Below are 12,630 nucleotides of genomic sequence, written 5' to 3'. Positions count from 1 at the left end.
TTCATTGATCACAGCAGTTTTCCTTTATGCCAGACCGGCTGATCCGTCACCGTGTGGTATGGCGGGCGGTTAAGGGCGTAAGCCATGGTCATGGCGTCCAGCATGCTCCACAGAATATCGAGTTTGAACTGCAGGATTTCCAGCATACGTTGCTGTTTTTCCACCGTGTCGCAGTATTCCAGCGCCAGTTGCAGACCATGCTCCACGTCGCGACGCGCCTGGCTGAGACGACCACGGAAATAACCGTAACCCTCTTCTTCAATCCAGGTGTAGTGCTGCGGCCAGCTGTCCAGGCGCGACTGGTGGATCTGTGGGGCAAAGAGTTCGGTCAGTGAGCTACAGGCGGCTTCCTGCCACACTGCACGGCGGGCAAAGCTGACGTAGGCATCCACGGCAAAGCGCACGCCCGGCAACACCATCTGCTCAGACAGCAGTACATCGCGATCAAGACCGACCGCCTCACCGAGACGCAGCCAGGCTTCGATGCCGCCATCGCTGTCACCCTGACCATCATGATCGAGGATGCGCTGCACCCATTTACGTCGGGTCAGCGGGTCCGGGCAGTTCGCCATAATCGCCGCATCTTTCAGCGGAATGCTGGTCTGGTAGTAAAAGCGGTTCGCTACCCAGCCCTGGATCTGCTCACGCGTTGCTTCGCCGTTATGCATGGCGATATGGAACGGGTGGTGGATATGGTAATAAGCACCGCGATCGCGCAGCGCCTGTTCAAACTGTTGCGGGGTCATCAACGTCGGATTGGTCATAGTTCAATACTCATGCCGTCATAACTGACCTCAATGCCACGCCGGGTCAGCGCCTGGCGCTCAGCGGAGGACTCATCAAGGATCGGGTTGGTGTTGTTAATATGGATCAGGATTTTACGCTGCGCAGGCAGCTCGCTGAGTACCGCCATCAGCCCCTGCTCTTCGCCCAGCGCCAGATGGCCCATATCACGGCCGGTATTACGCCCGACGCCGGTGGTGGCCAGCTCGTTGTCCTGCCACAGCGTGCCGTCGATCAGCAGGCAGTCGGCCTGCGCCATCAACGCCAGCAGCGCAGCATCCGGTTCACCCAGGCCTGGCGCATACAGCAGTTTGCTGCCAGTGGTGGTGTTTTCAATCATCAGCGCAATATTGTGGCCGGGCAGCGGTCGTCCGCGATACGGCGAATACGGCGGCGCATTGCTGAGGATCGGAATCGCGGTAAAACGCAGTGCCGGGCAGACGGCCACGGAAAAGGGTTCCGCGGGCTGGATGGCGTGATGCACTAATCCACCGTTCCAGTGCTTCAGCATGGTAAAGATCGGAAAGCCACTGGTCAGATCCGCATGCACTTCCGGGGTACACCACACGGAATGCGGGCAGCCTTCACGCAGGTTCAGCAAGCCGGTGCAGTGATCGATCTGGCTGTCGGTAAGGATAATCGAGCCGATCGCCGTACCGCGCAATACGCCCTGTTTATGCAGCTCAGGGTTGGCCGCAATCTGGTGGCAGATATCAGGCGAGGCATTACACAGCACCCAGTCGGTGCCGTTATCACTGACCGCAATCGAGGATTGGGTACGTGCGGTGGCCGGAACGCTACCGTCACGGACACCCTGGCAGTTGGGACAATGACAGTTCCACTGCGGGAAACCGCCGCCTGCCGCAGAGCCGAGGACTTTGATTTTCATGGGTAAACCGGGAGAAGGAATAAAAATGCCTGCTACAGCGCAGGCATCCACATTACTTGCCTGAATCGTTCGAGTTACAGTTGCAGCTCAAAGTATGATGACCAGGCATTAGCCTAAATAATTCGAGTTGCAGCAAGGCGGCAAGTGTGAGAATCCTCGGGAGCTTACTCAGGTAAGTGACCGGGGTGAGCACACGCAGCCAACGCAGTTGCAGCTTGAAGTATGACGGCTAATTAGCGGTTTGAGATGTATAAGGTAACTTCTAAGCCCAGACGCATATCGATAAAGGTCGGTTTAGTCCACATAGTAATATCCTCAAGGTGTTTAAAAAACAGGCGATATACTCCAGTTTCGTAGAGTAATCGGCATGTTGTCAAATTACAGGAATTTGGCGGCACAGATGTTGCGCCTATGATAAATCGATATCAACCCTAAAATCTGCACGGTTTATGCTGTTTTGAACTATTTGGTTCAAAAATCAGGCGTTATTCTTTCCAGGTTTTTCGCAAGACCCGCAGCCAGTTAGCGCGACACAGCTTGTTCAGCAGCGCATCGTCATAGCCCGACTGACGCAGTGCGGCCAGCAGACGGGGCAGCCCGGTAACGTCACCCAGATCATCGGCCAGGTTTATGCCGTCGAAATCAGAACCGAAGGCAACACGATCTTCCCCCAGTTTCTCCAGCAGGTAATCCAGATGCTGCACCATGACGCTGAGCGGCATATCGCCGTCACGTTTGCCATCGCTGCGCAGAAAAGAGGTACCGAAATTCAGCCCGACCAGTCCGTCGCTGTCGGCAATCGCGCCCATCTGAGCATCCGTCAGATTACGTGGCTGAGGGCATAAGGCGTGCACGTTAGAATGGCTGGCGACCAGCGGTGCTGTACTCAGCCGCGCCGTTTGCCAGAAGGCTTTTTCGTTCATATGCGACAGATCGATCATCAGCCCACGCTGGTTGCAGGCCCGGATCAACCGCTCTCCGGCGTCAGTCAGCCCTGCTCCGGTATCCGGCGAGCCAGGGAAGCTGCCGTTAATGCCCACGCCAAAACGGTTAGGCAGATTCCAGAACGGCCCGATGCTGCGCAATCCGGCCTGCTGCCAGCGATCCAACTGGCTTAAGTCATCATCCAGCGCTTCCGCCCCTTCAATATGCATCACCATCGCCAGCACGCCGCTGGCGATACAGTGTTCAATCTCGCTGACGCTGCGGCAGATTTTTGCCTGGCCTGCCGACTGTGCTTCCAGCTGCTGCAAAATCGCCATCTGCTGTTCGGTGATCGCCAGCGGATCATGCACCTCCGCCTGGCGCGTGGGAAATTTCGCCACGTAGTCAGCGGGTGGCACAAAGACGGCAAACAGCCCACCCGCAAAACCGCCCTCACGCATCCGCGCCAGGTCGAGATGCCCGCTCAGACGCTGATGCAGAAACGCCGCAGCCGGGTTTTCAGGATGATGCAGCCACAGGTGCAGCAGTAGATCGTTATGGCCGTCAAAGATGGGAGTCGGAGAAGTGTGTGTCATGGGGGCGCCAGCGATGTCAGGAAGACAGATGATGATAGCGCAGATTAGGCGGAACAGGGGAATGCAAAACCAGGGCGGGCGCGAACCCGCCGCTGGCGGTTAACTTCCAAGACGGCTGGTGCGGGTTTTCACCGGCGCCACAGGCGGCGGCGTAGCCTCCAGCGGGCGGGCAACAATCCCGGTAATACTCTCCATCGACTTGAAGGTGCAACTACAGTTCAGGTTCTGGCACTGATGATAACGCTCCTTGGTTTCGCTGCTGAGAATACGGCTGGAACGGGCATGGCTGTTATGTTGGCAAATCGGGCATGGCATCATGGTTGACCTCCAATGGTCATCAGTTAAACTCACACATTGTGAATAAAACTAATTATATTCACTTTAAGTGAATCATCAAGTGGTTTTTTCACTTCCTGTGACTTTACTCGGTTTAACGTCAATGTCCCAGGTTTCACCACCCACCGATTTTTCCAGGTTCACCGTTGTACGAAATCCATTATTATCAATCACATGATTCACTTTGATTACTGTCCACTGTTGGGCATCAATCATCGTTTTGAACCCGCTCAACCGTATCGGTGTTTCCGGTATCAACACCGGCATTCCTTGAGCAATCACAAAACTCATGCTAGCGGTCATCGCCTGGCGTTTCTTCCAGTCAGCCTTCGCGGCTTCCATCGCCTCTTCCTGGGTTTTAAATACCCCAGGTATCAGAGCATAACGTTCATAAAGCGGCTGCGGGATGTCCTGCCTGGCCGCGCCGGGAAAACGATCGGGTTGGTTTTCAGGAATGACTCGGAACACTCTCACCGTGCCACTGCTGGCTTTATCGAGCTGCATCCATTTGGCCTTAACGCCACTAAAATGCATCTGTGATACCACCTGATAATCATGCTTATCACCGTCTTTACGTGTGAGCAGAAGTTGTGGGATCGCCTGCCCGCTGACGGTTTTGTTCGCCCCCCGTACCAGCATCAACACTTTGTCCTTCTTGATCGTGACCGTTGCACCATATTTTGTCGCCATCGTGGTCAGAAATTGCGCATCGGTAAGACCACTCTGATCTTCATGATCAATCTCAATTGAGGCCAGTTCATCAGCCACTTCTGCCCCAAGTTCATTGCGTTTCGCAATCTGCAATACCATGGCCCCCAGCGTGGTCTTATCGTATGAATGGTTTCCCTTTTCCATTAACGAATCACTCAGATTGGCGCTGCGCCCGACCAGCTTCAACTGATCGGGAGCACCGCTGTGATGCAACTCTTCAATAACAAAATCCCCTTTGCAGAACAGTGGCCTGCCCTGCCAGCCGATATACACCCGCAGGATAGCGCCACGCTGCGGCATCATGATCCTGCCATCACTGTCATCCAGTAACAGCGTCAGCGCGTCAGCTTCTAAACCGCGAGCATCATCAATGGTCATACTCAGCAGGCGTGGCCTCAGGTTCTCAGTAATATCCAGATTATTCAGTTGGATCAGATAATCAGGTGCCAACGGCGCACCGATATCCACCGGTAAACTGTTATTCATAAGATGCTCCCTGCCAGGGTTGAGACCTGGGAACTCACATTGCCGTAAATTCGCTCCGCCTGCTGTTTGAGATCACCAAACATGGCACTTCTCGATTCATCGACTCGTTTCAGTTTTAGCGTAAAATTGATCTTCCGTGCCGTGCCGTTTTCCAGTAAGTCAGCATGCACACCGTTGATATTTTCAATGACAAACATGCCATAAAGAAATCCTTCACCATTGAGTAAAGGCCATGCCTGCCCCGCTTCTGCTATATCCATCAGCGCCGCCAACGCAGGAGCTCCCCCGGTGATTTCCGGGCGTAACTCGCCCTGCAACGTGATGTTTTCATCGCCGACACCGAGAAACTGTTGTGCGGGGCGAGTACCAATACGGCTGCCCGCTGCCCAACGATACGCACTTTCCTGCGTCATCGTCTGAAATGGCAAAGTGCGGCGTTTAAAAATAAACATGCCGAGTATCATCATCATGGTTTATTGCCCCCAGAAGCTGCTGCGTTGGTTGATAGCGGCACGCGCCTGCGTTTGCTGCTGATGGTTGTCGATCATCGTGCGAACCTCCGCTTCCCCCATGCTTGTAGGAACGTTGATCACATAGCTGCTGTTAAAGGTGTTCTGCTGGCTGTTGCTGGTGCTGGCCGCAGTGACGGGTTGATAGCGGGCACCGCCAAAGACGACAGGCGCGGGAGTATCCGGCGCAGCAAAGTCTGCGCCCCCCAGGGCGACCGAGGGACGTTGTGCTGACGGATCGTCATCCAGCAAGGCATCTGCATCGGCCGCTTTTTTATCGGCTAACCCAAGCTTTTCCAGCAGCCAGCTGACTTTCCCACCGAGCGTACGTAAAATCGTCAGGGGTAAACTCAATCCATTTACCAGGGCCTCACCGACAAAACGCCCAAGATTCCCCAGCTGCTCCAGCTTCTGCGCCGTCATTTCAATCGGTGAGAAAAACGCCTTTATACTGTCAAAAGCACTGTCAATCTGCTTACCTGCCTCATCAAAAATGACCGTTAACGGTTTAAATGCCTCGAATAGTGGCGTCAGCACAGCACTGATCCCTTCAACCACCCCGCCAAAGAACGCGCTGAGCGGCTCCCAGTACTGGTAAATCAACGCAGCAGCGCCGACGATAGCGGCAATGGCTATTCCGACAGGCAACGTGATTGCCCCCAGCGCAGCAACAATCGCCCCACCAGCAAAGGTAAACACGCCACTCAGGATCCCGGCACCCGCCATCAACAGATTCAGGCCACTGAGTACCGGCACCACCACGGAACCGATCCCGCCGAGTGCGGCAATCAGCAGCCCGCCCCCCGCCACCAGTTGGGTGATCCCGCCCGCCAGCGTGGGGTTGTCCTGGATCCATTGATCAACGCCGGTTAACAGCCCGGTGGCGGTCTGCGTCAGGGAACGCAGCGTACCGTCCAGTTGGGTGAACACCGTCAGGCTGATGCCGTCAATGGCTGCATTGAGCTGACCGATGTCCCCTGCCAGGTTATCAGCCTGCGGTACTACAGCGGCTCCTGACGCTGCACTCACCGCTGCAGTACCGGCAGTCGCCTGTTCATAGCCCGGTTTCAGCAGCTTTGCACCAAAGGAGGCAACGCCCATTGCCCGGCTGCTGAAGCTGCTGACTTTGTCCACGACCGCCTGCCCGGCCTGATAGCGCTGGCCGACATTATCCATACCCTTACTTAGCGTCTGCCGCCGCTCGCTGGCCTGCTGACGCCGTTCGTCTGTCCGCTGACGGGCGATCTGCTGCAACCGCTCCTCACTCAGCTTCAGCCCCTCTTTACGATGGCGCTGGTTGACCTCATCACTTAACGTGGCCGCCTTCAGGGCGATACGCTGCTGAAACATCGCATTACCGAGGGATTTGGTCTCCCCCGGCAGATCATTGAGGAACAAATTCGACCGGATCACCGCTTTGCGCAGGCCGTCCAGACCAAGGTTAATACTCATCGCTATTCTCCACTCTGCATGCCGCTGCGCACGATCGCCTTATGCCGCCAGTCGATCAGTTCCGCCAGCGACATGGGGTTCATTTCTGATGGCGGCCAGTGAAAAACGGTCGCAATGTCGGCCATCAGATCATCCACCGTCAGGTCGTCGGGCCAGCGGACGTGTCCGGCTTCGCGGATAAAAAACCGATCACCCTGCCACCGAGTTCGATCAGATCGACCGGGTCCAGATTCAGGCATTCTGATTTGGTCAGGTTTGGCAGGGTGATGCGTGGCAGCACGGTGATCAGTGCCTCAACGTCCGATCCGGCCAGATCCACCAGCCGGGTTCCGCGCAGTGCACCGGCGTTGGGTTTGGTCACCTCTACGCTGGTAATCAGGGTTTCACCACGGGCAATGGGGGTCACCAGGGTGACCAGGTTGTCTTGCTGTTGCATGGACTTTCCTTACGTTTAGAGAGAATGCGGGTCGGGCATGCCCAACCCCTACGAATTGCCGATGTGGGGCGGGCAGGCCCAACCCCTGCGAATTGCCGATGTGGGGCGGGCAGGCCCAACCCCTGTGAATTGCCGATGTGGGGCTGGCAGGCACGTCCCTGCGGATTACGCCAGACCGATGTTCTGACGGTGCTGCGCCAGACGATCGACGCCGTTCACGATCTCAACCATATTGATGGTATCGATCTCGATCAGCGCCTTACCGTTCCAGGTCAGCTTGTAGTAAGTGCATTTGGTGGTGATTTTGGTTTCACTCTCTTCACCCTGCTTGCTCTCACCGAAGTCGAACTGCTGGTGCTTACCGCGCAGCTCCACCTCAACCGCCACCGTTTCATCGGTGTCGTCACGCTGATAAGAGCCCATAAAACGCAGCGGCACCGTTGCTCCGCCCCACTGGCTGAGAATGCGGTCATCCAGCCCGGCAATGGTCCATTCCAGATCCAGCGCATCGTCTTCCAGACCGTTATCAATGTGCGCCACGCCGTTCATACCGCCGCCGCGATACGGGTCGAGTTTGCGTGCCAGTTTTGGCAGCGTCAGCGAGGTCACCACACCCTGGTAGCTGTTGGCATCGTTAAACAAATTCAGGTATTTCAGTTTTTTTGGCAGTGCCATAAGAGTGTCTCCTTAGCTGTTGACGGAAGCGGCAAAGTTCGCCAGATAGCTGTCAGTAATGCGCTGGCGCAGCGTCATATCTTCCAGCGGCGGCACCGGGGTGTAGTCGTAGTCGATAAACAGTTTGCCCGCCTTCAGGGTTTCCTGGGTGTTGGCGCTTTCGTCGTACCAGCAGTTGGCGCCCAGCAGATAGCCCGCGTTGATCAGCTCACGGAACTTGGCGTTGATGCCGGCGATAATGTCGCGCACCAGCGTCGGTGACAGCGGTTTATCGTTGGCCCACATGTGCGCATCGGCCATCGTGTCAGCAATCACCTGCGCCGAGCGGGTGTAGTTTTCAAAGGCAAACAGCGGGTCATCGCTACAGGTGCGGTTGCCCCAGAAGCGGAAACCGTCTTTGCGGATGAGCGTGGTGACGCAGGCTTCGTTCAGCAGATCGGCATCGGTCCCTTCCTGTTGAAGGTCCCAGAATACCGAGGCGGAGACGCCCGTTACGCCGTTAACGCCAACGTTGGACAGGGTTTTATGCCAGCCGGTGTCATTGTCGATTTTGGCGCGCAGGCCCAGCGCACGTGCGGTGGCATACGCGGTATCCGCCGCGCTGGTGGTGGTGTTCCAGGCCACAAAGTCCGGCCAGATCACCATCAGCTCACGCTGGCTGAAGTTCTCGCGATAAGCGATCGCCTCGGTAATGGTTTTGCAGCCATACGCCGAGATATAGCCGAAGGCGCGCAGCTGCTGGCAGACCGCTGCCAGTGCGGTAGACACTTCAAGAGAGTCATGGCCCGGTACACCGAGGATGCGCGGCTTGACGCCGAGATCGGTCTGCGCACTGAGCAGGGCTTTCATGCCGGTATAGCGGCCGTTGGCATCGCTGCCACCGATGATATTGCTGGTGGTTTCGGCAGCGTCTTGACCTTCCGCGACACGAACGACCACGGTGACCGGTTTGCTCTGGTCAGCAATGGCACGCAGCGACTGTGCCAGCGTACCTTTGGTACCGGCTTTGCCCACGGCGGCCAGCACATCGGTGATCAACACCGCGGTATTCAGCGGGAAGGTGGTGGCATCGGCATCTTCTGCGGTACAGATCATGCCGACAATGGAAGTGGAAACCGTTGAGATACTGCGGGTTCCGTCATTCACTTCTACGACGCGGACGCCGTGGTGATAATTAGCCATCTTTATTGCACTCCGTTGTTGGGGTGAGGTCATGATGACAAGAATTTAATATGCAGGCATGCGATGGGCGTTGTGGGGAGTAAGGGACAACGTGGAATTTAAAAGTCATTTAAAAACAGAAAGTTATATGGATAAGAAAATAAATAAAGATCTGCTTTTACACGCATGGAACCAATAAAAAGGCTCCCCTGAGTTGCCAGCAGGGGAGCCGTATTGAAATAACACGTTTTAGGTAAGAGATTACGCGCTGCGATACCAGCCCATCAGTTTAATAAAACTGTTAGTAACATTAAACTCTAGTCCCGAACCCATAATTTCTGTATTACCCGAAAATGTGTGATCATGAACACCACTATTTGACGTATTTCCTGTCCATGATTTAGATGCATCAAAATTAAAGCCATCAGAATTACTCGACATACTTGCAACACCATCCAATCCTGATCTGTAAGAGCTAAATGCCCCTGTAGCCCTCCCACCACCAACTTTAGTTAGCTGATTTGCTTCAATATTCCCCGTAATATTCATTGTGCCGCGTGTATGAGTATGCCCCCCGTTTGATGACGTTCTGCCGGATAAGCCCAATGAAAGTGACGGTAAATGATTCTTTTCAATCTGATAAATATCCTTACCCCCGATTGTCATCACATCGCTGCCGTCCGCTTTCGCTAACCGGATAGTTTTATTCTCACCGATAGAGTTCCAGGTCGTATTGGGGAACAGGGTGTTCGGGTTTTTATTCTGCGCAAACCAGGTGACGATGCCGACAGGATAAATCTCATCAACAACATTTCGTGCAGCAACCTGCTGATTCACATACTCTTCTGTCGCGAACACCAGGCTGTCATCCAGCGTCAGCGCTATCGCCTCGCTCCCGCTAACGGCGATCACCATGCGCAGAGTTTGCGTACGGCCAGACCCCTCTTCCAGCGCAGGCTTATAGGTTTCCGCCATATTACACACCGCCAGCAGCGTACCGTCTCCCGCCAGCAGCCCCAGCTCACGCATCCAGAAACCACCTGCGCTGGCAGGGATGATCACCTCCGTCACCAGCCAATTTTTGTGCGTCTTATCGACTTTGACCGAGTTAACCGCCTTGCGATATACCTCATGGACCAGCGTCGTCTGGCTGGAGCTCGGTGTGGTGGGCTGGCCGTTGCCGTCCCCCACGACCATGGTTTTGATATCAACCTGAGTACCGCCCTGCATCGCAGCGGCGATGCGTGCCTGCCCTGCCGTTGTTACGACAGACTTATATTTTACAGCCATTTAAAACCTCTCAAGCGGGAAAAATAGTCACCGTTTCAGCGTCATACTGAACGGCGCCTGTCCAGACGATGCCCTGAATATCCTGGGTGATCGTCAGGGCGGTTAAGTGACGGCTGACTGCTTTTGCATCTGCGATCAGTCGTTCCATCTCGTTAAACATGGCTTCATCAATGCCGGAATCCAGCACGCCGATATCCAGGCGAAACGTGCCAGGTGGCTCACTGGTTTGCCACCATTCATGCACGTTGATCACATACCCCAGCGGTTCCACCACGCGTCGGATCGCAGCAATAGTGCCTTTACGGCGGTGAACGAACTGCGAGGAGGCAACCACCGCGCGCTTCGTCTCCTCCGGCCAGGTTTGATCCCAGCGATCAACTGACCAGGCCCAGGCCAGGTAGGGCAACAGCGCGACCGGGCAGGTTTGCGGATTCCACAACGTGCGCAGCGGCACCGGCAGCTGCTGGAGGCTGGCACAGGCTTCTGCGGCCGCGACTTCCAGCGCAGACGACCCGACAGGCAGCAGACGATCACTCATCGGAACCTCCCACGCTGATCGCACGCCCGGAGCACCAGCCCGCCTGGGTTTTATCCAGCACCACATCCTGCGCGGGCTGGGCCAGTTCCACGCGCTGCACCCCTTCCACATGCAGGGCGGCGAAGAGGGCTGAGCGGCGGATATCACGTCCCAGCCGGCTTTGTGCGGTGACAAAGGCGGCAAGCCGTGCTTCCGCTGCGGCGCGGATCGGCTCGGCCTCCGGGCCGGGGTAGAGGAACAGCGTGGCATCAACGCTGTACTCAACGATGTTGGCGGACTGCACGCTGACGCGATCGGCCACCGGGCGCACATTTTCATCGTTAAGAGCAATATTGACCGCGGACAGCAGCGCGGCACTGGCCTCCCCACGCCCTTCACGCGACAGCACGGTGATCAGCACTTCCGCCGGAGCCGGGCTGGTGGCGCTCACGTCAGCAATACGGCCATCAGCACTGCGGGCATGGTATTCATAAGCCCCCGCCGGTCCCGCCACGCTCAGCCCTTCAAAGGCCTGAGCAATGCGCAGACGGAAGTCCTCATCCTTTTCCATCACCGCAGCGGTCGGCGGCAGCGTGCTGCTGTCAGCCGGGCTCAGCACCAGGCGGGTCACGCCGTTGTTCATTCCCAGCTGATCGAGGTCGCCTCCGGTAGCCCAGGCCACCATCGTGGCTTTGGCGGCTTCATTGATGCGCTGTCGCAGGATCAGCTCGCGGTAGGTGTTCTCCTGCAACAGCTTGACGATGGGCTCTGACTCAAGCTCAAGGGTCCGGGTTATCGCCGCCTGCTGGTCGGCCGGATATAGCGCCACCAGCGCGACCTTGCGCGCCTGCAACAACGTTTCAAAATCGAGCGCCTCAACAACGTTCGGCGCAGGTAGCTGACTTAAATCAATCGTGGCCATAATCATTCACTCACTGGAATGGAAAGAGAAAAAGGGGACTGGCTGAGGCTGCCCTGCAGCGCCACCACCATGCTGCCGTCGAATCCGGGCTGGTAGCTGATGCTGTCCAGCGCAATGCGCGGCTCCCACTGCAATAACGCCACATAGCAGGCCGACATAATTTGCAGGCGCAGTGCCTCGTTTTGTGGCTGGTCGATCAACATCGACAACAACGATCCATAGTTGCGGCGCATCACCCTGCTGCCCTGAGGCGTGAGCAAAATGTCGCGTACCGACTGACGGATATGATCCCGATCCGTCAGGGCCAGACCGCTGTCACGTTGCATACCGAGATAGTTTTCTGTACTCATTGCGGCCCCGCTGTTTTGCTGCCGCCACTTTCCACACCCGCATGGACGTGGCTGTGAACGACAATGCCGTTAGACGACAGGCTGCCCCCGCTGTGGCTGATATTGCCCTTCAGGGTGCCTCCCCCGGTCAGTTCAAACGTTGCAGCTTTCAGCTGCTGCGTGCACTCCACCAGCGGCGCATCGAGGGTGATGCTGACCGCCGCCGTGATACACGCAGACTGAATGCCACTGGCCGTCAGTGCCCCGCTTTCCGGTTCATAGGCCAGTTGCGCGCCATCGGGAAACGTCCAGTGCACCGCATTCTGTGAGGCCGAAGGGGCCGGAAAGGCATCCGAAAAAATGCCCGGCAGCACAAAGGCGGTATTCAGCTCTCCCCCCAGAGCGAGCAGAAGTACCTGCTCCCCTGGAGAGGGGGCATGCCAACTGCGGACCTGCCCTGCACTCCCGCTTAACCAGGGCAGCCAGGCGGTGAGGTTGCCTTCACTTTGCACCCGACAGCGTGCCCGGACGGTATCCACCTCGCTGACGGTGCCAATGCGCAGCAGGTTGTGCAGCTGGCGCCGGGTTTCACTGACAAATTCATTCATAACGCT

17 protein-coding genes are annotated in these 12,630 nt (G+C 56.5%); all 17 read right to left on the bottom strand.

Features of this window, described 5'->3' with window-relative positions; translation table 11 throughout:
• Window positions 1-8: 8 nt before the first annotated feature.
• Complete coding sequence (pqqC, locus tag FVB43_RS02125; RefSeq protein ID WP_133842452.1) at window positions 9-764, bottom strand: pyrroloquinoline-quinone synthase PqqC; 756 nt, start codon at window positions 762-764, stop codon at window positions 9-11.
• On the bottom strand, window positions 761-1,672 hold the full coding sequence (gene pqqB, locus FVB43_RS02120) for a pyrroloquinoline quinone biosynthesis protein PqqB (protein ID WP_133842453.1): 912 nt from the start codon (window positions 1,670-1,672) through the stop codon (window positions 761-763). Before pqqB ends, pqqC begins: the two co-directional genes overlap by 4 nt.
• Window positions 1,673-1,905: 233 nt before the next feature.
• Window positions 1,906-1,977, bottom strand: a complete 72-nt coding sequence (gene pqqA / locus FVB43_RS02115; RefSeq protein ID WP_072166356.1) for a pyrroloquinoline quinone precursor peptide PqqA — start codon at window positions 1,975-1,977, stop codon at window positions 1,906-1,908.
• Between the two features lie 180 nt (window positions 1,978-2,157).
• Window positions 2,158-3,192 carry a dipeptidase gene (locus tag FVB43_RS02110; RefSeq protein ID WP_167863326.1) on the bottom strand — a complete coding sequence of 345 codons (1,035 nt, stop codon included), beginning with the start codon at window positions 3,190-3,192 and terminating at the stop codon, window positions 2,158-2,160.
• A 99-nt stretch (window positions 3,193-3,291) separates the two neighbouring features.
• Complete coding sequence (locus tag FVB43_RS02105; RefSeq protein WP_133842455.1) at window positions 3,292-3,510, bottom strand: ogr/Delta-like zinc finger family protein; 219 nt, start codon at window positions 3,508-3,510, stop codon at window positions 3,292-3,294.
• A gap of 75 nt (window positions 3,511-3,585) precedes the next feature.
• A complete protein-coding gene (locus FVB43_RS02100; RefSeq protein WP_167863325.1) occupies window positions 3,586-4,725 on the bottom strand; it encodes a contractile injection system protein, VgrG/Pvc8 family in 1,140 nt (379 codons plus the stop codon).
• Window positions 4,722-5,195 (bottom strand): phage tail protein, encoded by a 474-nt coding sequence (locus tag FVB43_RS02095; protein ID WP_167863324.1) that lies wholly within the window; start codon window positions 5,193-5,195, stop codon window positions 4,722-4,724. The genes FVB43_RS02100 and FVB43_RS02095 overlap by 4 nt, the downstream gene beginning before the upstream one ends.
• Before the next feature lie 3 nt (window positions 5,196-5,198).
• On the bottom strand, window positions 5,199-6,686 hold the full coding sequence (locus FVB43_RS02090) for a phage tail tape measure protein (RefSeq protein WP_167863323.1): 1,488 nt from the start codon (window positions 6,684-6,686) through the stop codon (window positions 5,199-5,201).
• Window positions 6,687-6,688: 2 nt separating this feature from the next.
• Window positions 6,689-6,811, bottom strand: a complete 123-nt coding sequence (locus FVB43_RS24515) for a GpE family phage tail protein (RefSeq protein WP_197931249.1) — start codon at window positions 6,809-6,811, stop codon at window positions 6,689-6,691.
• A 14-nt stretch (window positions 6,812-6,825) separates the two neighbouring features.
• Window positions 6,826-7,122: a phage tail assembly protein gene (locus FVB43_RS02080; protein ID WP_133842460.1), complete on the bottom strand. Its 297-nt coding sequence runs from the start codon at window positions 7,120-7,122 to the stop codon at window positions 6,826-6,828.
• 165 nt (window positions 7,123-7,287) lie between these two features.
• Entirely contained in the window at window positions 7,288-7,797 is a 510-nt protein-coding gene (locus tag FVB43_RS02075) for a phage major tail tube protein (protein ID WP_133842461.1), read from the bottom strand.
• 12 nt (window positions 7,798-7,809) lie between these two features.
• Window positions 7,810-8,979 (bottom strand): phage tail sheath protein, encoded by a 1,170-nt coding sequence (locus FVB43_RS02070; protein WP_159336832.1) that lies wholly within the window; start codon window positions 8,977-8,979, stop codon window positions 7,810-7,812.
• 240 nt (window positions 8,980-9,219) lie between these two features.
• The gene (locus FVB43_RS02065; protein WP_167863321.1) at window positions 9,220-10,248 is read right to left on the bottom strand and encodes a phage tail protein; all 1,029 of its coding nucleotides are present in this window, start codon (window positions 10,246-10,248) and stop codon (window positions 9,220-9,222) included.
• 10 nt (window positions 10,249-10,258) lie between these two features.
• Window positions 10,259-10,786, bottom strand: coding sequence for a phage tail protein I (locus FVB43_RS02060; protein ID WP_167863320.1), 528 nt, complete (start codon window positions 10,784-10,786; stop codon window positions 10,259-10,261).
• Window positions 10,779-11,687 (bottom strand): baseplate assembly protein, encoded by a 909-nt coding sequence (locus FVB43_RS02055; protein ID WP_167863319.1) that lies wholly within the window; start codon window positions 11,685-11,687, stop codon window positions 10,779-10,781. The genes FVB43_RS02060 and FVB43_RS02055 overlap by 8 nt, the downstream gene beginning before the upstream one ends.
• A 2-nt stretch (window positions 11,688-11,689) precedes the next feature.
• On the bottom strand, window positions 11,690-12,037 hold the full coding sequence (locus FVB43_RS02050) for a GPW/gp25 family protein (protein ID WP_133842469.1): 348 nt from the start codon (window positions 12,035-12,037) through the stop codon (window positions 11,690-11,692).
• Window positions 12,034-12,624, bottom strand: a complete 591-nt coding sequence (locus tag FVB43_RS02045; protein WP_167863318.1) for a phage baseplate assembly protein V — start codon at window positions 12,622-12,624, stop codon at window positions 12,034-12,036. The genes FVB43_RS02050 and FVB43_RS02045 overlap by 4 nt, the downstream gene beginning before the upstream one ends.
• Window positions 12,625-12,630 lie beyond the last annotated feature (6 nt).

The sequence above is a fragment of the Erwinia rhapontici genome (assembly GCF_012271765.1).
GTDB lineage: Bacteria > Pseudomonadota > Gammaproteobacteria > Enterobacterales > Enterobacteriaceae > Erwinia > Erwinia rhapontici.
The sequence above is the reverse complement of the archived record's forward strand: the minus strand, read 5'-3'. Positions and strand labels throughout refer to the sequence as shown.